The sequence below is a fragment of the Azospirillum sp. genome, from assembly GCF_035628975.1.
Taxonomy (GTDB): domain Bacteria; phylum Pseudomonadota; class Alphaproteobacteria; order Azospirillales; family Azospirillaceae; genus Azospirillum.
This window is the reverse complement of the sequence record NZ_DASPIS010000087.1, coordinates 14763-36342: the sequence shown is the minus strand read 5'-3', so window position 1 is coordinate 36342 and position 21580 is coordinate 14763. Positions and strand designations below refer to the sequence as shown.

At 67.8% G+C, this 21580-nt stretch carries 20 protein-coding genes; all 20 read left to right on the top strand.

Annotated features, from left to right (window positions below; genetic code table 11):
- Positions 1-24: 24 nt before the first annotated feature.
- On the top strand, positions 25-1527 hold the full coding sequence (locus VD964_RS18985; RefSeq protein WP_324870079.1) for a sugar ABC transporter ATP-binding protein: 1503 nt from the start codon (positions 25-27) through the stop codon (positions 1525-1527).
- 11 nt (positions 1528-1538) lie between these two features.
- Entirely contained in the window at positions 1539-2516 is a 978-nt protein-coding gene (locus tag VD964_RS18980; RefSeq protein WP_324870078.1) for an ABC transporter permease, read from the top strand.
- An 11-nt stretch (positions 2517-2527) separates the two neighbouring features.
- Positions 2528-3520, top strand: a complete 993-nt coding sequence (locus tag VD964_RS18975; protein ID WP_324870077.1) for an ABC transporter permease — start codon at positions 2528-2530, stop codon at positions 3518-3520.
- A 24-nt stretch (positions 3521-3544) separates the two neighbouring features.
- Positions 3545-4630, top strand: a complete 1086-nt coding sequence (locus VD964_RS18970) for an aldose 1-epimerase family protein (protein WP_324870076.1) — start codon at positions 3545-3547, stop codon at positions 4628-4630.
- Between the two features lie 30 nt (positions 4631-4660).
- Positions 4661-5584, top strand: a complete 924-nt coding sequence (rbsK, locus tag VD964_RS18965; RefSeq protein WP_324870075.1) for a ribokinase — start codon at positions 4661-4663, stop codon at positions 5582-5584.
- Positions 5585-5667: 83 nt separating this feature from the next.
- Complete coding sequence (locus tag VD964_RS18960) at positions 5668-7308, top strand: FGGY-family carbohydrate kinase (RefSeq protein WP_324870074.1); 1641 nt, start codon at positions 5668-5670, stop codon at positions 7306-7308.
- Between the two features lie 439 nt (positions 7309-7747).
- The gene (locus tag VD964_RS18955; protein WP_324870073.1) at positions 7748-8899 is read left to right on the top strand and encodes an ABC transporter substrate-binding protein; all 1152 of its coding nucleotides are present in this window, start codon (positions 7748-7750) and stop codon (positions 8897-8899) included.
- Positions 8900-8953: 54 nt separating this feature from the next.
- Positions 8954-9826 (top strand): branched-chain amino acid ABC transporter permease, encoded by an 873-nt coding sequence (locus VD964_RS18950; RefSeq protein ID WP_149225037.1) that lies wholly within the window; start codon positions 8954-8956, stop codon positions 9824-9826.
- A gap of 1 nt (position 9827) precedes the next feature.
- Positions 9828-10787: a branched-chain amino acid ABC transporter permease gene (locus VD964_RS18945; protein ID WP_324870072.1), complete on the top strand. Its 960-nt coding sequence runs from the start codon at positions 9828-9830 to the stop codon at positions 10785-10787.
- Entirely contained in the window at positions 10784-11572 is a 789-nt protein-coding gene (locus VD964_RS18940) for an ABC transporter ATP-binding protein (protein WP_324870071.1), read from the top strand. The genes VD964_RS18945 and VD964_RS18940 overlap by 4 nt, the downstream gene beginning before the upstream one ends.
- Positions 11569-12327, top strand: coding sequence for an ABC transporter ATP-binding protein (locus VD964_RS18935; protein ID WP_414637207.1), 759 nt, complete (start codon positions 11569-11571; stop codon positions 12325-12327). Before VD964_RS18940 ends, VD964_RS18935 begins: the two co-directional genes overlap by 4 nt.
- Positions 12328-12533: 206 nt before the next feature.
- A complete protein-coding gene (locus tag VD964_RS18930; protein ID WP_324870070.1) occupies positions 12534-13754 on the top strand; it encodes an FAD-dependent monooxygenase in 1221 nt (406 codons plus the stop codon).
- A 12-nt stretch (positions 13755-13766) separates the two neighbouring features.
- A complete protein-coding gene (locus tag VD964_RS18925) occupies positions 13767-14522 on the top strand; it encodes an Asp/Glu racemase (protein WP_324870069.1) in 756 nt (251 codons plus the stop codon).
- Positions 14523-14533: 11 nt separating this feature from the next.
- Entirely contained in the window at positions 14534-15340 is an 807-nt protein-coding gene (locus VD964_RS18920) for an alpha/beta hydrolase (protein WP_324870068.1), read from the top strand.
- A 24-nt stretch (positions 15341-15364) separates the two neighbouring features.
- Complete coding sequence (locus VD964_RS18915) at positions 15365-16411, top strand: 2,5-dihydroxypyridine 5,6-dioxygenase (RefSeq protein ID WP_324870067.1); 1047 nt, start codon at positions 15365-15367, stop codon at positions 16409-16411.
- Complete coding sequence (locus VD964_RS18910; RefSeq protein WP_324870066.1) at positions 16408-17022, top strand: isochorismatase family protein; 615 nt, start codon at positions 16408-16410, stop codon at positions 17020-17022. The genes VD964_RS18915 and VD964_RS18910 overlap by 4 nt, the downstream gene beginning before the upstream one ends.
- A 79-nt stretch (positions 17023-17101) precedes the next feature.
- Positions 17102-17842: a TetR/AcrR family transcriptional regulator gene (locus VD964_RS18905; protein ID WP_324870065.1), complete on the top strand. Its 741-nt coding sequence runs from the start codon at positions 17102-17104 to the stop codon at positions 17840-17842.
- A gap of 113 nt (positions 17843-17955) precedes the next feature.
- Complete coding sequence (locus VD964_RS18900) at positions 17956-18369, top strand: hypothetical protein (RefSeq protein ID WP_324870064.1); 414 nt, start codon at positions 17956-17958, stop codon at positions 18367-18369.
- A 206-nt stretch (positions 18370-18575) separates the two neighbouring features.
- Entirely contained in the window at positions 18576-20279 is a 1704-nt protein-coding gene (locus VD964_RS18895; protein WP_324870063.1) for a methyl-accepting chemotaxis protein, read from the top strand.
- A gap of 536 nt (positions 20280-20815) precedes the next feature.
- On the top strand, positions 20816-21493 hold the full coding sequence (locus VD964_RS18890; protein ID WP_324870062.1) for a TerC family protein: 678 nt from the start codon (positions 20816-20818) through the stop codon (positions 21491-21493).
- Positions 21494-21580 lie beyond the last annotated feature (87 nt).

The window sequence follows — 21580 nt, the reverse complement described above, 5'->3', positions numbered from 1 at the left end:
TCCTCGAACCGCCGGGCGGAAGACATGTCAGACGGTTTCATCGAACTCCGGAACATCCGGAAGGTGTTTTCCGGCGTCGTCGCGCTGGACGCCATGTCCCTGGTCATCAAGCCCGGCGAGATCCATTGCCTGGCCGGAGAGAACGGGTCGGGCAAATCCACCGTCATCAAGATCATGTCCGGCGTCTACCAGCCGGACGGCGGCGAGATGCTGATCGACGGCAAGCCGGTTCCGGGCATGACGCCGATCGGCGCCATCGCCCACGGCGTCCAGGTCATCTACCAGGACTTCTCCCTGTTCGGGAATCTGACGGTCGCCGAGAATCTGGCGATGAACGTCCATCTGGGCGAGAAGCGGCGCCTGATGAACTGGCGGCGCACCCGCGCCATCGCCCGCGAGGCGGTCGACCGGCTGGGCGTGGAACTGGATTTGGATGCGGAAGTCGCGTCGCTGCCGACCGCCGGCAAGCAGCTGGTCGCCATTGCCCGCGCGCTGATGTCCGACGCCCGCCTGATCATCATGGACGAACCGACGACGGCCCTGACCCGCAAGGAGGTCGAGACGCTGTTCCGCATCGTCCGTGACATCCAGGCGCGCGGCATCGCCATCCTGTTCGTCAGCCACAAGATGCGCGAGATGCTGGAGATCAGCGAGCGCATCACCGTGATCCGCAACGGCCGCAAGGTGGCGGAGGGGCCGACCGGCGACTTCGACGAGGCGTCGATCACCCGCCACATGACCGGCAGCGACATCCTGAGCGAACCCTATGTCTGGACCCCGCCCCCCGGTCCGCCGCCGGTGCCGCGGCTGGAGATCCGCGGCCTGACCGTCCCCGGCAAATGCGAGAGGCTGAGCCTCGCCATCCGGCCGGGCGAGATCGTCGGGCTGTCGGGCCTGCTGGGCTCCGGTCGCACCGATCTGGCGCTTGCCCTGTTCGGCATGGTCCCGCGCTATGAAGGCGAAATCCTGATCGACGGCGCGCCGGTGCGGATGCGCTCGACCCAGGAGGCCATCGACGCCGGCATTGCCTATGTGCCGGAGGACCGGCTGACCGAAGGGCTGTTCCTGCCGCAGAGCATCAAGCGCAACATGCTCGCCACCTCCTACGAACGGCTGGCGCGCAAGCTGGTGATCGACCGCGACCGCGCGGAGGAGATGACGCAGGGCATGGTCCGCGCCATGCAGATCGCCACCCCCACCGCCGAGAAGCCGGTGATGCAGCTGTCGGGCGGCAACCAGCAGCGCGTGGTTCTGGCCCGCTGGCTGCTGACCGACGCCCGCGTGCTGATCCTGAACGGCCCGACCGTCGGCGTCGATGTCGGATCGAAGGCCGAAATCCACGCCAAGATCCGGGAGCTGGCGCAGCATCACGGCCTCGCCGTCCTGATGATCTCCGACGACGTGCCGGAGCTGGTGCAGAACTGCAACCGCATCGTGCTGATGCATCGCGGGCGCTTCATCGAGGATCTGCCCGCCGCCGACGTCACCGAAGAGACGGTCAGCGACCGGCTCAAGACCTTTACCTAGGGGAGGAACCGATGGCCCTGCTCCGCCGGTCGGAAACGGTCATCGCGGGCATCCTGCTGCTCGCCATGGTCCTCATCGGCACGATCAACCCTGCCTTCTGGCAGCTCGACAACCTGTTCAGCCTGATGCGCAGCAACGTCATCATCGGCATCATGGCCTTGGGCGTGCTGCTGGTGCTGATCTCCGGCGGCATCGACGTGTCCTTCCCGGCCTTCGCCGTCGCCGCCATGTATCTGACGATCAAGGGCATGCTGGCGCTGGGATACAACGGCGTCGTGCTGCCATTGCTGGCGGCCACGCTCATGGGTCTGCTGCTTGGCGCGGTGAACGGATTCTTCGTCTACAAGTTCCGCATGATCCCGCTGATCGTGACGCTGGGCACCAGCGCCATGGTGCGCGGCTTCCTGCTCGGCGTCGTCGGCACCAGCATGATCAACATCAACAAGATGCCGACCGCGCTGATCGACTTCGCCCGCACCGACGTGATCAGCGTGACCAAGGCCGACGGCACCACCTACGGCCTGACGGCGATGGTGCTGATCTATCTGGGGCTGGCCGTCGCCATGCATCTGGTGCTGCGCTACACCATGATCGGCCGCAGCGCCTATGCGCTGGGCGGCGATCCGGAGGCGGCGCGGCGCGCCGGCTTCGACCTGCGCAAGACCATCTTCTTCATCTACTGCGTCGCCGGCGCGCTGGCCGGCTTCGCCGGGCTTCTGCACAGCGGCATGATCTGGCTGGCCAACCCGCGCGACTTCGTCGGGCTGGAGCTGGACGTCATCGCCGCGGTGGTGCTGGGCGGGGCGTCGATCTTCGGCGGGCGGGGGAGCGTCCTCGGCACCATGCTCGGCGTCTTCATGCTGGTGATGGTCAAGAACAGCCTGATCATCATGAAAGTGGACACCACCTGGCAGCTCGTCGCCGTGGGTCTGATCGTCATCGTCGCGACCGCCCTGTCGGCCTGGCGCGACCGTCGCCGGATGGCGTGAGGAGGCGGACCATGAAGGCACAGATGAACATCCGCAGTCTGGTCAACCGCGACAACAACATCGTCCAGCTTCTGGTGATGACGGTGCTGATCTTCGCCGTGATGACGGCGCTCAGCCCCGACAAGTTCCTGCGCTACTACAATTTCGAGTCCATCACCTACATCTTCCCCGAACTGGGACTGCTCTCCATCGCCATGATGATCGCCATGCTGACCGGCGGCATCGACCTGTCGGTGGTCGGCGTCGCCAACCTGTCGGGCATCCTGGCCGGCGTGCTGTTCCACAAGATGGCGGGGGCGGCCGGCATCGCCGACACCGGCATCCTGACCGTCCTGCTCGGCGGCGTCATCGCGCTCGGCACCGGGCTGGTGGCGGGGACGGTGAACGGGCTGCTGATCACCCGGATGGGCATCACGCCGATCCTGGCGACACTGGGAACGGGACAGGTCTTCACCGGGCTCGCCATCGTGCTGACCGGCGGGCCGGCCATCGTCGGCTTCCCCACCGCCTGGGCCTTCCTCGGCAACGGCAAGATCCTGGGGCTGGCGACGCCCTTCGTGCTGTTCGCCGCCATCGCCGCCCTGATCGCCTTCATGCTGACCCGCACCGCGCTGGGCATCAACCTGATGCTGATCGGCACCAATCCGAAGGCGGCGCTGTTCGCCGGGCTGAAGCGGGAGCGCATGGTGCTGTACAGCTACATGCTGACCGGCGTGCTGGCGTCGGTCGCCGGGATCATCCTGTCGGGGCGAACGAATGCGGCGAAGTCGGACTACGGCAACTCCTACCTGCTGCAGGCGGTGCTGATCGCCGTGCTGGGCGGCACCAACCCGGCCGGCGGGCGCGGCACGGTTCTAGGCATCACCATCGCCGTGGTGGCGCTGATGCTGCTGTCGAGCGGCTTCCAGATCCTGCGCTTTTCCAACCACCTGATCGACTTCATCTGGGGCGCGTTCCTGCTGCTGGTCATCGTGATCAACGCCTACAAGAACCGCACCCGCTAGCATGCTTCTACGGGGGGACCACCCATGAACGTCCGGACCGCAATCCATTTCCGCAAGAGCTTCTTCGGCGAGGCGGAGCGCCCGGTCGCCGAGGCGTACGGCATGACCGCCAGCCTGTTCCGCTACGACAGCGGGATCGAGGCGGTGCGGCTGTCCAACCGGCGCGGCCATCTGGTGGTGCTGCCCTATTACGGGCAGATGGTGTGGGACGCCGTGTTCGACGGCGTCGATTTGACCATGGCGAACATGTTCGACATGCCGCGTCCGGCCACCGAGATCGTCGGCACCTATGGCTGCTTCGCCTTCCATTCCGGGCTGTTGCGCAACGGCTGCCCCGGTCCGCAGGACAGCCACCTTCTGCATGGCGAGATGCCCTGCGCGCCGATGGATGCCGCCGGGCTGGAGGTGGGGGAGGACGACGAAGGCCCCTACATGGCGGTGACAGGCCGGCGCGAATATGTGATGGGCTTCGGCGCCCATTACGCCGCCCGCCCGCGCGTGGTCCTGCGCCCCGGCTCCGCCCTGTTCGACATCCGGATGGAGGTGGAGAACCTGTCGGGTGCGGCCATGGATCTCATGTACATGTGCCACGTCAACTTCGCCTTCGCCGAGGGTGCGCGCATCATCCAGCCGGCCCCCTTCACGCCGGAGGCGACGGCGGTGCGCACGGTGGTGCCGGCCCATGTGCCGCGCAGTCCGGCCTATGACGCGCTGCTGTCCGACCTCGCCCGCGATCCCGCGGTGATGGAGGTGCTGGACGAGCCCGAGCGCTACGACCCGGAGCAGGTCTTCTACATCCGCGGCCTGCGCACCGACGAGGAGGGCGGCACCGCCGTGATGATGCGGCGGCGCGAGGGCGACGCCTTCCACATCGCCTACAGCACGCGGGAGTTCCCCAAGACGGTGCGCTGGGTGCTGGTCAACAGCGACCAGAAGGTCTGCGCCTTCGCCCTGCCCTCCACCTGCGAACCGGAGGGCTACAATGCGGAGGCGATGAAGGGCAATGTCCAGAAACTGGCGGGCGGCGAGACGCGACGCTTCGCCGTCCGCCTGGGCTACCTGACCGCCGACGAGGCCGAAGCCGAGGAATGCGCCATCCGGGCGTTGTGATTTTAGGGCGCTGTGAGAGGAGACACAAAGATGGGCAAGATCGCCGTGGTCGGCAGCAACATGGTCGACCTGATCACCTACACCGCCCGCATGCCCGGCCCCGGCGAGACCATCGAGGCGCCGCGCTTCGAGATGGGCTGTGGCGGCAAGGGTGCCAACCAAGCCATCGCCGCCGCCCGGCTGGGGGCCGAGGTGATGATGGTCACCAAGGTCGGCGACGACATCTTCGCCGACAATACCATCCGCAACTTCGAGGCGTCGGGCATCGACACGCGCTATGTCGAGCGGGTTCCCGGCACCTCCAGCGGCGTCGCCCCGATCTTCGTCGAGCCGTCGGGCGAGAACAGCATCCTGATCATCAAGGGCGCCAACGCCCTGCTGTCGCCGGCCGACGTCGACCGCGCGGGCGACGATCTGAAGGGCTGCGACCTGATCGTCATGCAGTTGGAAGTCCCGCTGGAGACGATCTACCACACCATCGAGTTCGGCGCGCGACACGGCATCGAAACCCTGCTGAATCCGGCCCCGGCACCCGCCGATCTCGACCCCAAACGGATCGAACAGGTCACCTTCCTGGTGCCGAACCAGACGGAACTGGCGACCATCTCCGGCTTGGCCGTGAATTCTGAGACGGAGGCCGAGACGGCGGCGCGCTCCCTGATCGACCGCGGCATCCGCACCGTCATCGTCACGCTGGGAGCGCGCGGTGCCCTGCTGGTGACGAAGGGCGAGGAGACGCGGCGGATCGAACCGGTGCGGGTCACGCCGGTGGACACCACCGGGGCCGGCGACGCCTTCATCGGCAGCTTCGCGCGCTATTATGTGGAGAACCGCGACCTTGACGCGGCGCTGCACATGGCGGTGCGCTATGCCGCCGACAGCATCACCCGGCCGGGCACCCAGAAATCCTACGCCAGCCGCGAGGCTTTCGAGGCGTTCTGCGCCAGCCTGTAGCTTTTTGATTTTCCGTGCGATTCACGCTTCAGACGATTCCGTCTGAAGCGATCGCACTCCAAGCGTCGGACGGAGGACATGCCATGACGCGCGCCGTGATCGGGGTGGATGTGGGGACCGGCAGCGCCCGCGCCGGCATCTTCGACCTTGCCGGCCACCGGCTGGCCGCCGCATCGCGCCCGATCCGGATGTGGAAGCCGGAAGCGGACTGGGCGGAGCAGTCCTCCGACGACATCTGGAGCGCGGTCTGCGCTGCCGTGCGCGAGGCGATGGAGGGTTGCGGCGAACGGCCGGAGGTGGTCGGCATCGGCTTCGACGCCACCTGTTCGCTGGTGGTGCTGGACGCCGCCGGGCGGCCGGTGACGGTCGATCCGGAGGGCGACGACGCCCGCAACGTCATCGTCTGGATGGACCACCGCGCCATCGACCAGACCGACCGCATCAATGCCGGCGGTCATGAGGTTCTGCGCTATGTCGGCGGTAGGCTGTCGCCGGAGATGCAGACGCCCAAGCTGCTGTGGCTGAAGAAGAATCTTCCGCAAAGCTGGAGCCGCGCCGCCCATTTCTTCGACCTGCCGGATTTCCTGACCTGGCGGGCGACCGGGGCAACGCGGCGGTCGCTGTGCTCGCTGGTGTGCAAATGGACCTATCTGGGTCATGAGGGCCGGTGGGACGATGCCTATCTTCGCGCCATCGGGCTCGGCGATCTGGTCGACGAGGGGCATGCCCGCATCGGCACCGATGTCGGCGCGGTCGGCAGCGCCATCGGCGGCGGGCTGACCGTGGAGGCGGCGCGCGAACTTGGCCTGACGCCGGGCCTCGCCGTCGGCACCTCCATGATCGATGCCCATGCCGGCGGGATCGGCGTCATCGGCGCCCCTGTATCCGCCGGTGACGCCATCGATTATGATCGGCGGCTGGCGCTGATCGGCGGCACGTCGAGCTGCCACATGGTGATGAGCCCGGCCGCCCCGCGCTTCATTTCCGGCGTCTGGGGTCCCTACCACTCCGCCATGCTGCCGGGGCTGTGGCTGAACGAGGGCGGGCAGTCGGCGACCGGCGCGCTGATCGACCATGTGGTGCAGGGCCATCCCCGCCATGCCGATCTCGCCGCCGAGGCCGCCCGGCGCGGCACTACCGTTTACCAACTGCTGAACGACGAACTGGCCGCGCTGGCCGGGCGCAGCGGCGGGCCGATGGCGATGCTGACCCGCGACCTGCATGTGCTGCCCGATTTCCATGGCAACCGCTCGCCTCGCGCGGATGCAAGCCTGCGCGGCGCCGTCAGCGGGCTCCGCCTGTCGGATGGGCTGGAGGATTTGGCCCTGCTCTATCTGGCGACGGTACAGGCCGTCGCCTACGGCACCCGTCACATCGTCGCGGCGATGAACGACACCGGCTATGCCATCGACACCATCCTCGCCTGCGGCGGCGGCACCAAGAATCCGGTGTTCCTGGAGGCGCATGCCGACGCCACCGGCTGCACCCTGGTCCTGCCGGAGGAACCGGAGGCGGTGCTGCTGGGGTCCGCCGTGCTGGGTGCGGTCGCGGCGGGCGCCTTCCCCGACATCGCCGCCGGGATGGCCGGCATGACCCGCGCCGGCCGCAGCATCGCGCCGGCCGAAGGGCGTTTGCGCGCCTACCACGACGCCAAATACAGCGTCTTTCTGCGGCTTCACGAAGACCAGATGGCCTACCGCGCCCTGATGGCCGCAGCGGGCTGACCCCTCCGCCACGCCACCGTCCTTTCACTCCGGCAGCTGCCCAGGATTTGGGCGGCCTGCCTGGAATGCATGTGCATGCGCGGATTTTGGGCACTCCCATCCCCCTGATCTTCCATCTGCCCACGGCCATGGACCGCGGGAACCGCCACGTTCCGCCAGTTGCCCGATCTGGCCCGTATTTTGCGTCGCAGCGTGAAATCCTCCCATCCGGCCGGCAAGAGGGCCAAGAATCAGGATTGACAGGGGGCGCCGGCCCTCGTTAACGTTGGAACAAGAATTAATTGGGCGAATAATAAAATCGCCTAACCGTATGGAATACGGTGCATAAGCACCCCGAATGGGGGCAATCCCTGCGCGCGTCTCCGGCAGGTCCGGCACCCGCTCGGGCGTGGGATCACGACCAATTCCACACATTCCCCAAGGGACAGGAGGGTTAGAGATGTACCGCTATGTTCTGGGATGCGCGCTTGCGGCCGGTGTCGCCGCGTCCGGTATCGCCGCATCGGGTCCGGCCAACGCGCAGGACAGCGTGAAGATCGGCCTCGTCGAGCCGCTGACGGGCTCCGTCGCCTATAACGGGAAATCGGTGGTCGAGGGCGCCAAGCTGGCGGTCGAGCAGATCAACGCCAAGGGCGGCGTGCTCGGCAAGCCGGTCGAGCTGGTGATCGAGGATGGGCAATGCGCCCCCGCCAACTCGGTCAACGCGGTCGAGAAGCTGGTGCAGAAGGACAAGGTGGCCGTCCTGGTCGGCGCCTTCTGCAGTTCCGCCACCGCGGCAATCATGCCGGTGGCGGCGAAATACAAGATTCCGCTGGTGACCGGCGTGTCGTCCAGCGCCGCCCTGACCGAACAGAACAATCCCTGGTTCTTCCGCGCCGCCGAAACCGATGCGCTGATGGCCAAGGCCTTCGCCAAGATCCTCGCCAACGACCTGAAGCTGAAATCCGTCGCCTATGTCGGCGTCAACGACGACTGGGGCCGCGGCGGGGTGGAGGAATTCTCCCGCGACCTGTCGGCGTTGGGCGTGAAGACGGCGCTGACCGAGTATTTCGACCACGGCTCCACCGATTTCTTCACCCTGCTGACCAAGCTGCGCGCCGCCAAGCCCGACGGCATCTTCGTCGCGGCGGAAACGCAGGACGGCTCGATCCTGGTCAAGCAACTCCAGGAAATGGGCGTGCAGAGCAAGGTGTTCGGCGTCGGCTCCTGGGCGACCGCCGACTTCATCAACCTGACCGGCGACGCGGCCGAAGGCATCTATGCCGCCGTTCCCTACGTCTCCAGCGTCGACACCCCGCGCAACCAGGACTTCGTGAAGGCCTATGAGGCCAAGTACAAGGTGAAGCCCGGCAAGTATGGCGCGGCCGGCTACAACGCGCTGAACATCACCGCGCAGGCCATCGCGCAGGCCGGCAGCACCGACGCCGAGGCCATTCGCACCGCGCTGGGCAAGACCGACTACAAGGCGCCGAACGGCGAATACCGCTTCACCGCCAAGGGCCAGGCCTATGGCTTCGACGCCGTGCTGGTGCGTATCGAAGGCGGGACGCCCAAGGTCGTCGCCTCCTCTCCGGTCGAAGCGCCGCAGTGAGGCGGCACGGCCCCACACCCCATGCCCCACGCGACGAGCGAGGCTGAGACTGCAATGGATCTGTTCCTGCAATTCCTGACCAACGGGCTGGTGGTCGGCGTCTTCTATGCGCTGTCGGCGCTGGGGCTGACGCTGATCTTCGGTCTGATGCGGGTGGTCAACTTCGCCCATGGCGAATTCTACATGCTGGGCGGCGTGGTGGGGTGGTTCGTCACCACCTACCTCGGGCTCGATTTCTTCTCGGGCCTGGTGCTGGTGGCGCTGGCGATCGGCAGCTTCGGCTGGCTGGTGGACCGCTTCCTGATCGAGCGCGTCCGCGGCCAGGGCGAGGAGCCGGGCATCCTGCTGACCATCGGGCTGTCGATCTTCCTGGTCAACATCACCCTGCTCGCCATCGGCCCGGCGCCGCTGAAGGTCGCCCGCGCCATCACCGAAGGGCCGATCTTCCTCGGCCCCGTCACCATCACCAAGATGCGGCTGCTCGCGATGGTCATCGGCATCGCGCTGATCGTCGGCGCGCATGCCATCATCCACCGCACCCGGCTGGGCAGCGCCATGCGGGCCACCTTCCAGGACCCGATGGCCGCCAGCCTCGCCGGCATCCGCACCAAGCAGGTCTATGCCGCGACCTTCGCGCTGGGCTGCACCCTGTCGGCGCTGTCGGGCATGCTGCTGGCCAGCATCTATTCGGCGCAGGCGTCGGTCGGCGGGCTGGTCAGCCTGAAGAGCTTCGTCGTGGTGATCCTGGGCGGCATGGGCAGCTTCCCCGGCGCCATCGCCGGCGGCCTGCTGCTGGGCGTCGCCGAGGCGCTGTGGGGCGGCTATGTCGCCACCGGCATGGTCGACATCATCGGCTTCCTGCTGGTCATCCTGATCCTGGTGCTGCGGCCGCAGGGTCTGTTCTCGATCCGGGCGGAGAGGGCCTGACATGACGCTCGAACGCAACATCCTGCTCGGCCTCGGGGTCCTGGCGGCGCTGCTGCCCTTCGCGATCACCGACCAGTACATCCTGCACCTCGCCATCATGGCGATCTTCTACGCCATCCTCGCCAACAGCCTTAACCTGGTGGTGGGCTATGTCGGCGAATTCTCGCTGGGCCACACCGCCTTCCTCGGCACCGGCGCCTACACCGCGGCGCTGCTGTCGGTGAATGCCGGCTGGCCGATGTGGGCGGCGATACCGGCGGCGGGCGTGGTGGCCGCGCTGTTCGGGCTTGCCATCGGCGCCATCACGCTGCGCCTGCAGGGGCCCTACTTCGTCATCGTCACCCTGTCCTTCGCCGAGGTGCTGCGCATCGTCGCCAACAACTGGATCGCGGTGACCAACGGCCCGATGGGGCTGGCCGGCGTCGGCCAGGGCGGCATCGCCGACAAAAGCGCCTTCCTCGCCATCGTGCTGGGGCTGGCGGCGCTGACCTTCTACCTGTCCTACCGCTTCGTCTATTCCAACGCCGGCCGGGCTGCGGTGGCGGTGCGCGAGAACCGCTACGTCGCGCAGTCGATCGGCGTGAACCCCTTCGGCACCGCCATGCAGGCCTTCGTTCTGGGCGCCTTCCTGGCGGGATTGGCCGGCGGTTTCTATGCCTTCTACATCTCCTTCGTCGGCCCGGAGGTGTTCCGCTTCGCCTTCATGGCGACGATCATCATCATGGTGCTGATGGGCGGCAAGGGCACGCTGCTGGGCCCGGTGGTGGGCGCGGTCATCGTCACCCTGCTGGAGGAATATCTGCGCGAGTTGCAGGAGCTGCGCCTGTCGCTGTTCGGGCTGATCGTGATGGCGATCGTGTTGTTCCTGCCCAACGGCCTGATGGGCTTCATCGCCCGGCGTCGCGAACAGCGCGGCGACACCCCGTCCCTCTCCCCCGCCATCGAGGAGCGCACCGTATGACCGCCCTCCGCAACAGCGAGCCGCTTCTGCGGGCCGAGAACCTGACGATGCGCTTCGGCGGCATCACCGCGGTGAAGCAGGTGGGGTTCGCGGTCGGTCCCGGCGAGATCGTCGGGCTGATCGGCCCCAACGGCGCCGGCAAGACCACCTGCTTCAACATGCTGACCGGCTTCTACACGCCGACCGAGGGCCGGGTCTTCTTCAGGGGCACCGACATCACCAGCCACAAGCCGCACGCCATCGCGCGGCTCGGCCTGATCCGCAGCTTCCAGAAGACCAACGTGATGAAGCGGCTGACGGTGTTCGAGAATGTGCTGACCGGCCATTACATGGAAGGCCGCCAGTCGCTGCTCGCCACCTTCTTCCCCGGCGAGACGGTCCGCCGCGCCGAACGGGAGGCGCGGGAGAGCGCCGCCGCCATCGTCGAGACCATGGGCCTGTCCCGCCGCATGAACGCCCCGGCGCATCTGCTGTCCTGCGGCGAGCTTCGCCTGCTGGAGGTCGCCGTGGCGCTGGCCGCCAAGCCGACCCTGCTGATGCTGGACGAACCCGCCGCCGGCCTGAACAGCCACGAGGCCATGCAGTTCGGCGAAACGCTGAAGACGCTGGTCGGCAAGGCGGTGCAGTCGCTGCTGATCGTCGAACACAACATGGAGCTGGTCATGGGGGTGTGCGAGCGCATCGTCGTGCTGAACTTCGGCCAGATGCTGGCGGAAGGCGAACCGCGCGCGATCCTGGACAACCCGATGGTCGCCGAGGCCTATCTCGGCAAGGCGGCGGCATGAGCGCGATCACGATGGACGCCCCGGACGCAACCGCGGGCACGGCCGAACCGGTGCTGCGGGTGCGGGACCTGCATGTCTCCTACGGCAGCACCGCGGCGTTGCACGGCATCTCGCTCGACGTCCATGCCGGGGAGACGGTGGCGCTGATCGGTGCCAACGGCGCCGGCAAGAGCACGACGCTGCGCGCCATCTCCGGCCTGCTGAAGGCGCGGTCGGGAAGCATCGCCTGGAACGGCAAATCGATCGCCAACCGCCCGCCGGAGGAGATCGTCGCCGCCGGCATCGCCCATTGCCCGGAGGAACGCCACGTCTGGCCCGGCATGACGGTGGAAGAGAACATCGCGCTCGGCGCCTATCTCTGCCGGTCTAAGGACGAGGTGCGCACCCGCATGGGCATGGCCTTCCACCGCTTCCCGCGCCTGCGCGAACGGGCCCGGCAGATGGCGGGCACGCTCAGCGGCGGCGAACAACAGATGCTGGCCATCGCCCGCGCGCTGATGTCGGAACCGCGCCTGCTGATGCTGGACGAGCCCAGCCTGGGCCTCAGCCCACGCATGGCCGAAGAGGTGTTCGAGGTGGTGCGCGCCATCAACGCCCATGGCGTCACGGTGCTACTGGTCGAACAGAACATCCATAACGCGCTGGCCGTCGCCAGCCGCGCCTATGTGGTGAAGACCGGCCGCATCGCCGCCGCCCGCCCGGCTGCGGAACTGCGCGGCGACCCGGAGTTGCTGAAGGCCTATCTCGGCGGGTGAAGCTGTGCGGCGTTAGACCCCCTCCCTAACCCTCCCCCGCTTCGCAGGAGAGGGGACTGCCGCCGCTCTGCGCGTGCTCCCTCTCCCGCAAAGCGGGGGAGGGTCGGGGAGGGGGCAGCACCCCACCAAATCGCTAGCGGCCCAGGCCAATATTAATTAAACAGCCGGCCGATTAATTATCGGCGTCTCCCTGAAGGAGGGATAGAGTGAGAAGCAAACTGCGGATTGGAATCGTCGGCGGCGGAATCGGCGGCGTGGCGCTGGCCGGGTGCCTGCTGCAACGGGGCTTCGAGGTGCGCCTGTTCGAGCGCGCCGCCGGCTTCGGCGAGATCGGCGCCGGCATCCAGATGACGCCGAATGCCGTCAAGGTCATCAAGACCCTGGGCCTGCTGGACAAGATGCTGGAGGCGGGCTTCCTGCCGCAAGCGCTGGTCGGGCGCAACTGGCGCACGGCGCGGGAGAATTTCCGCACGCCGCTGACCGACTGCCCGACGCTGTACGATGCGCCCTTCATCCACATCCACCGCGCCGACCTGCATGCCATCCTCGCCTCGGTGGTGCCGGAGTCGATCGCGACCTTCGGCGTCGGCTGCACCGGCGTCCGGCAGGAGCCGAACGGCGCCGTCGCCACCTTCGACGACGGCAGCGAGTTCGAGGCCGACCTGATCGTCGGCGCCGACGGCGTGCGCTCCGCCGTGCGCACCGCCCTGTTCGGGCCGGAGGCGCCGCGCTTCACCGGACACATGTGCTACCGCGCCGTCGTACCGGTCGGCGGCCCGGTGGATTTCGTGGCGCCGGAGGCGTCCTTCTGGTTCGGCCCGAAAAGCCACGTCGTCACCTACTATGTCCGCGGCGGCAAGGCGGTGAACATCGTCGCGGTCGCCGAGACCAGCGAATGGGTCGAGGAAAGCTGGAACGCCCCCAGCAGCCGCAGCGAATTGCTGAGCGCCTTCCAGGGCTGGCACCGCAATGTGGAGACGCTCTTCCAGCGGGTGGACACGGTCTACAAATGGGGCCTGTTCGACCGCGATCCGATGACGGGCTGGTCGAAGGGCCGGGTGACGCTGATGGGCGATGCCGCCCACCCGATGCTGCCCTTCCTGTCGCAGGGTGCCGCCATGGCGATCGAGGACGCCTATGTGCTGGCCGCCTCGCTGGAGGGCCACGGCCGCGACGTGCCCGCCGCCCTGCGCGACTATGAGCGCGAGCGGCTGCCCCGCACCAGCCGGGTCCAGTTGGAGGCGCGGGAGCGTGGGCGGACCTACCACCTGCCCTCGCCGCTCGCCCAGGCCAAGCGCGACTTCGTCTACTGGCTGCGCGGCCTGATCAACCCGCAGGCCACCGGCATCCAGGCCAACTGGGTCTACGAGTACGACGCCCGCAAATTCCGCCCCGGCGTCGCCGCCGCTTCCGAACTCGCCGCCTGAGGGACGCCCGCAATGACCACCCGCACTTACCGCATCGGCCAGATCGTCCCCAGCTCCAACACCACGATGGAGACGGAGATCCCGGCGATGCTGACCGCCCACGCGCTGGCGCACGGCACCCGCTTCACCTTCCATTCCAGCCGCATGCGCATGAAGACGGTCGCGAAGGAGGAATTGGCGGCGATGGACGCCGAGTCCGACCGATGCGCGCTGGAACTCACCGACGCCCGCGTCGATGTGCTGGGCTATGCCTGCCTCGTCGCGATCATGAGCATGGGCCGCGGCTATCACCGCGTCTCGCAGGAACGGCTCCAGGGCCGCACGGCGGAGAACGGCGCGCCGGCTCCGGTCATCACCAGCGCCGGCGCCCTGGTCGACGCGCTCCCCGTCATCGGTGCCAAGCGCATAGCGCTGGTCGCCCCCTACATGAAGCCGCTGACCAAGCTGGTCATCGACTACATCGAGCATGAGGGGGTGGAGGTCGCCGACTGGCGGGCACTGGAGATCCCCGACAACATCGCAGTCGGCCGCCATGACCCGGAACGCCTGCCGGAGATCGTCGCCGGCATGGACACCCGCAACGTCGACGCCATCGTGCTGTCGGCCTGCGTACAGATGCCGTCGCTGCCGGTGATCGCGAAGGTGGAGGCGATGACCGGCAAGCCGGTGATCACCGCCGCCGTCGCCACCACCTACGCCATGCTGAAGGCGCTGGACCTTAAGACGGCGGTGCCCGGCGCCGGTGCGCTGCTGTCCGGCGCCTATTGAGGGAGAACGGCATGGACAGCACCTTCCAATACGGCGCCAACATCCGCGCCAACGGCATCCGCCAGCATTACCTGCGTTATGGCGGCGCCGGGCGCCCGGTGGTGATCGTTCCGGGCATCACCAGCCCGGCGCCGACCTGGGGCTTCGTCGCAGAACGCTTCGGCCGCAACTTCGACACCTATGTGCTGGACGTGCGGGGACGCGGCCTGTCGGAAGCCTCGGACACGCTCGATTACGGGTTGGACGCCATGGCCACCGACGTGGTCGCCTTCGCGGCGGAGTTGGGGCTGGCGGACTATGCGCTGGTCGGGCACTCCATGGGTGCGCGCATCGGGCTGCGCGCGGTCAGCCGTCATGGAGCCGAGCCCGGCTGCCTCGTCATGGTCGATCCGCCGGTGTCGGGACCGGGCCGCCGCCCCTACCCGGCGCAGCTTCCCTGGTATGTCGATTCCATCCGCCTGATGGCGCAGGGCGCCGATCTGGAGGCGATGCGCCCCTTCTGTCCGACCTGGACCGACGAACAGCTGCGCCTGCGCGCGGAATGGCTGCACACCTGCGACGAGCGGGCCATCGTCACCGCCTATGAAGGCTTCCGGACCGACGACATCCACGCCGATCTGCCGCGCGTGCGCTGCCCGGCTCTGCTGATCGCCGCCGGCCGCGGGGACGTGATCCTGCCGGACGAGGAGGCGGAGATCCGCGACCTCAACCCCGCCATCGGCGTCGTCCGGGTGGAGAACTCCGGGCACATGATCCCCTGGGACAACGAGGACGGCTTCTACCGCGCGTTCGGCAATTTCCTAGGCAAGCCGGTCTGACCCCCAACAGAAAGGACCCCCGCGATGTCCGTCAGCGATGCCGACATGGTCCGCGCCTGGACCCATGTCCTCACCCTGTCCAACCTGAAGCCCGGGAACACGGTCACCCTGCTGACCAGCGCCAACACCCACCCGCAGACCCTGCAGACCGCGCGGATCGCCGCCGGGATGATGGGGGCGGTGGTGAACCGGCTCGACCTGCCGCCGATGAATGCCGAGTTCGCGCACAGCCGCGACAGCCTGGCCTATCTCGGCACCACGCCGCTGACCGGGAACCGCGCCGCCATCGCGGCGCTGAAGGAAAGCGACATCGTTCTCGACCTGATGACGCTGCTGTTCTCGCCCGAACAGGCGGAAATCCTGGAGAGCGGCACCCGCATCCTGCTGGCCGTCGAACCGCCGGAGGTGCTGGTCCGCCTGCTGCCCAGCCTGGAGGACAAGGCCCGCGTGGCCAAGGCCGCCGCCCTGCTGTCGGGGACGAAGGAGATGACCGTCACCTCGGCCGCCGGCACCGAGCTGCGGCTGCCGCTGGGCGAGTTCCCGGCGATCCAGGAATACGGCTTCGTCGACGAGCCCGGCCGCTGGGACCATTGGCCGAGCGGCTTCGGCCTGACCTTCCCCAACGAGGGCAAGGCGGAGGGCCGCGTCGTGCTGGAGCGCGGCGACATCCTGCTGCCGATGAAGTCCTACGTCACCGAACGCATCGAGATGGCGGTGGAGAAGGGCTATGTCACTTCGATCACCGGCGGGATGGATGCCGATCTGCTGAACGACTACATGGAGGTCTTCGACGATCCGGAGGCCTACGCCGTCTCCCATATCGGTTGGGGCCTGCAGAAGCGGGCGCGCTGGTCGACGCTGGGCCTGTACGACCGCGAGGGCACCATCGGCATGGACGCCCGCGCCTTCGCCGGCAACTTCCTGTTCTCCATGGGGCCGAACAACGAGGGCGGCGGGTCGCGCACCACCGCCTGCCACATCGACATTCCCATGCGGAACTGCACCGTCCGGCTCGACGGCCGCGAGGTGGTCCGTGAGGGCCGTCTTCTGGAACGGGAGTCCGTGGCATGAGCGAGCCGACCCAAGCGGTCTACGAGCGCCAGGGCTTCGGCCAATCGCTGGGCATCCAGGGGCGGATCGGCCTGCTGATCGTGGATTTCGTCAACGGCTTCGCCGACCCGGCGGTGTTCGGCGGCGGCAACATCCCCGCCGCCATCGCCCGCACGGTGACGGTGCTGGAGGAGGCGCGCAAACGCGGCTGGCCGGTTGCCCACAGCCGGATCGTCTATGCCGACGACGGATCGGACGCCACGGTCTTCTCGATCAAGGTGCCGGGCATGCTGACGCTGACGGAGGACGCCCCGGCCAGCGCCATCGTCCCGGAGCTGACGCCGGCCGCGGGCGAGCTGGTGGTGCGCAAGACCAACCCGTCCGCCTTCTTCGGCACCGGCCTCGCCCCCTGGCTGACGCGGATGGGGGTGGAGACGCTGCTGGTCGCCGGCTGCACCACGTCGGGATGCGTGCGGGCCAGCGTGGTGGACGCCATGTGCCACGGCTTCCGGCCGGTGGTGCTGTCCGACTGCGTCGGCGACCGGGCCATTGCCCCGCACGAGGCCAACCTGTTCGACATCGCCCAGAAATACGGCGACGTCGTACCCGCAGAGCGTGTGCTGTCGCTGTGACGGGGTGAAAGGAGTGGATGCGCCCTTGCCCAAGGATGATATACGTGTCCGCGACAGGGACGATTCCTCCGCGGAAGCCATGAAATCAGCGAGTTCACAGTCCAAGGCGGCCCCGGAACCGGAGGCGGCGCCGACGGAATCGGCAGGCAAAAGGGGACGCCCGGCGCAACGCCGCCGGGCCGGCCCCGGCCGTCCGGAAGGCGTCAGCAACGTGCGCGACGAGATCCTCGACGCGGCGGAGATCGAGTTCGCCAACCTCGGCTATGCTGGCACTAGCCTGCGCAACGTCGCCGAGGCCGCCCAGGTGACGCAGGCGCTGATCAACTATTACTTCGGCTCCAAATACGGCCTGTTCGAAGAGGTCTTCCTGCGCCGCGGCCGGCAGATCGCCGACGACCGCATGCAGCGGCTGGAGGAGTTGCGCCGCAGCGGCAAGCCCCCGGCGGTGGCGGACATCGTCCGCGCTTTCCTGATGCCGGCCCTGTCGATGCGCTCCACCGCGGCCGGCCGCACCTTCATGCGGCTGCAGGCCCGGCTGCACACCGAACCGCCGGAAATCTCCTACAAGCTGCGCAACGAGGCTTACGAAACCTCGACCCGCCTGTTCACCGAGACGCTGCGCGACGCCCTGCCGCATCTGTCGGAAAAGGACGTCTACTGGCGGATGACGCTGATGATCGGCGCCTATCTCTACGCCTTCTCCGACACCCACCGGCTGGAGGAGATGGCGCCCGGCATCGTCAACCTGGACGATCCGGAGGAGATCCTGAAGGCGATCACCAGCTTCGTCACCGCCGGCATGCTGGCACCGGCACCCTGAGGGGGCGCCGGCCCCCTCGCCCGCCCCGTCACGCGCAAAACTGATCTGCATCAAGGCATCTCCACCCCTGTTGCGACTTTATTAATCGGTCGATCAATTAGAGGGTGCCGATCATGCCGATCTCCTTTCACACATCCGCCGCCGCTCCCGCCCGCACCATCGCCCGCGGCGGCTGGTGCGCGTCGCTGCTGGCGCGCTGGCGCGGCGGGCGCCAGATGCAGGCGCTGGCGGCGCTGGAGCCGCTCGACCGCAAGGCGGTGCTGCAGGACGCCGGGCTGACCGAGGGTGACCTGCCGGCCCTTGCCCGCGGCGGCCATGTGCAAAGCCTGCTGCCGGCCGCGCTCGCCCTGCATGGCCTGGACGGCGCCACGCTGGAGGCCGAGCAAGGTGACGTCATGAACGACCTCGCGCGGGTGTGCATGCATTGCCGCAAGGCCCGCGCTTGCAGCCGGCTGCTGGCCGGGGCCGCCCGCGAGGACCATGGCCGCATCTGCCCGAACACAATCACCATGGCGTCGCTGGAGTAGTCCCCGGACACAATTCGCCGGTGCGGGCCACACGGTCGGCAAGAAAAACTGTTTGTTCGGATACAAACTATTGTCTATCATATTCCAGTCGAAGCAATCGCATAGCAATTATTCGGGCCGGGGATTTCCTGCTCCCGCTGCCGCCGGTTGCCTTGGGCAGAAAGCCCCCACTCGGCCCACTTCATATCTTCGGAAAGAGATACGCCATGGCCCTGCACCGCTGGTTTTCCGACCGGAAACTGGTCCATAAGCTGCTGATCCCGGCGGTCCTGCTGCTTGCCGTCATGGGAAGCGTGGTCTGGACCGCCCGGTCGGCGCTGATCGACCTGACCGCTTCCACCAGCCGTGTGACCGATGTGGTGGCCGGACGGCTGTCGGCGGCGCTGGCGATTCAGTCGGCCATGAGCGACGCGATGGACGCGGAATCCAACGCGCTGGTCGCCGGCACGCGCGAGCGCATCGACGCCGCCTTCGCGACCTACAAGGACAACATCGGCAAAGCGACCGCCGCCATCGACCGCCTCGCCGCCGCCTATGACGCCCCGGCCGACCGCGAGGCGATTGCCGGGATCAAGTCCATCGTCGGCGAGTATGAGCGGGTGTCGCAGAAGGCGGTCGATCTGGCGCGGGCCTACGACACCGACAGCGCGATCCGCGTGTCGATCGACGTCGGCCGCCCGGTCCGGCAGAAGCTGACCATGGCCTTGTCGGAGCGGGTGGACCACAGCCTGGAAGAGACCAAGCGCGCCGAGGAGCGGGCATTGGCCCTGTCCTCCAGCGTCATGACCCGCCTGTATGCGGTCGCCGGCGTCGGTCTTCTGGTCGCCTTCGGCCTGTTCGGCTCCATCATCGTGGCCTTCGTCGTCCGGCCGCTGCACCGGCTGGTCGCCGACATGACGGCCATCGCCGACGGCAACCTCGCGGTCGAAATCCAGGGCGCGGCGCGCCGGGACGAGGTCGGGCTGCTCGCCCGCGCGCTGCAGGTGTTCAAGAGCAACGGCCTTGCCATGCGCAGCCTGCAGGAGGAGCGCGAGGCGCAGAAGCTGCAGGCCGAGCGTGACCGGCAGGCCGCCATGCGGGCGCTGGCCGACCGCTTCGACGCCGACGTGCAGGACGTGGTGCAGGCGGTGGCGTCGGCCGCCCGCCACCTGCGCGGCAATGCCGAGACCATGACCGCCATCGCCTCCCACACGACGGAGCAGGCCTCGACCGTCGCCGCCACCACGGCGCAATCCTCCGCCAACGTCGCCACCGTCGCCGCGGCGTCGGAACAGCTGGGCAGTTCCATCGGCGAGATCGGCCGGCAGGTCAACGCCGCCGCCGCCATCGCCCGCAACGCAGTCGAGGAAGGCGGGCGGACCAACGCGCTGGTCGCCCGGCTGGTGCATGCGGCCCAGAAGATCGGCGACGTGGTCAGCCTGATCCAGAACATCGCCAGCCAGACCAACCTTCTGGCGCTGAACGCCACCATCGAGGCGGCGCGCGCCGGAGAGGCCGGCAAGGGCTTCGCCGTCGTGGCGCAGGAGGTGAAGGCGCTCGCCACCCAGACCGCCCAGGCTACCGAGGAGATCGGCAGCCAGATCGCCGAAATCCAGACGGTGACCGACGGCACGGTAACGGCGATCCAGACCATCGGCCGCACCATCAACGACGTCGATTCCATCGCAGGCGCCATTGCCGCGGCGGTGGAACAGCAGACCGCCGCCACCCAGGAGATCGGCCGCAACATCCAGCAGGCCGCACAGGGAACCCAGTTGGTGACCGGCAACATCGCCGCGGTCAGCAGCTCCGCCGGGCAGGTCGGTCAGGCGGCGGGGGAAGTGCTGGGCGCCGCCGACAGCCTGTCCCGCGACTCCGACCGCCTGCGCGAGCGGATCCAGGCCTTCATCGGCGAGGTCCGCGCGGCCTGACGCGGGGATCAGGACTGGCCCCGGATGGAACGTTTGAAACGCTGTGGAACGGTTTTCCGGGCCTGTTTCATTGTTCCATCCGCCCGCCGCGTGGATGCGCAACGCCGGGTTCAGGCCGCGGAAACGGCGGTTTCGCTCAATTGTTTCGGATGAAGGACGAGTGGACCGCGGCCACCGGGCCATGCCTTCCCTCCGGCGGGTGAAACACAGGGGGTTCACCCGGTTCTACCACCGCCGGCGGCCGCCGCTAAGCACGGGATGAAAATCGCCGTTTTGCGGCCGGGAGCTTTTCCGCGCCGAATGCCGTCCGCTGCATGGCCGTTGCGGCCAAACCGCAATTGTCATGTGCGAACCGTTCGTCTAAAGGTCGGCCCTGCCAGGCCGGGCCCCTCTGACAGTTCGTCGAACTGTGATGTCGGACTGGAAAGACGTTCAGAGTGGCCCCGACCCGTGCCTGCCGGCAGCGTTCATTCCGTATGTCCGGATCGGCTCCCTTGGGTGCCACTCTCTTGCCCGATGTAAGAGGAAAGCACCATATGACCGATCTGTTCACGGCCGACGCCCTCGCCGCGTTGCTTCAGGTGATCGCCATCGACCTCGTGCTTGCCGGCGACAACGCCATCGTCGTCGGCATGGCCGCCGCCGCGGTGCCGTTGGCCCAGCGCCGCAAAGTCATCTTCTGGGGAATCGCCGCGGCCATCGTGCTGCGCATCTTCTTCGCCCTCATCACCACGCAGCTGCTGGCGATCATCGGCCTGACGCTGGCCGGCGGCGTGCTGCTGCTGTGGGTCTGCTGGAAGATGTTCCGCGAACTGCGCAGCCATGGCGAGGACGAGGTCGCTCCCGACGAGGCCATGAGCATGCCCGATGCCGGCGGTGTCGCGACCGCCGGTTCTGCCGGCAATGCCGCCGTCGCGGCGGCCGGCGCCACCACGGTCGGGGCGGCCATCTGGCAGATCGTCGTCGCCGACGTGTCGATGTCGCTGGACAATGTGCTGGCGGTGGCCGGTGCCGCCAAGGAGCATCCGACCATCCTGGTGATCGGGCTGGTGCTGTCGGTCGTGCTGATGGGTGCGGCCGCCAACATGATCGCCCATGCGCTGCACAAGCACCGCTGGATCGGCTGGGTCGGCCTGCTCATCATCACCTATGTCGCCCTCGACATGATCTGGCGCGGCAGCAACGAGGTTCTCCGGCAGATGGCGCTTGTCTGACCGCAGCTTTCCGCACCTGCCGATGAGAACCACCAGCCGATTCGAAGCCATTGCAATAAAGTAGTATAGGCACAGACCTGTGAGGCC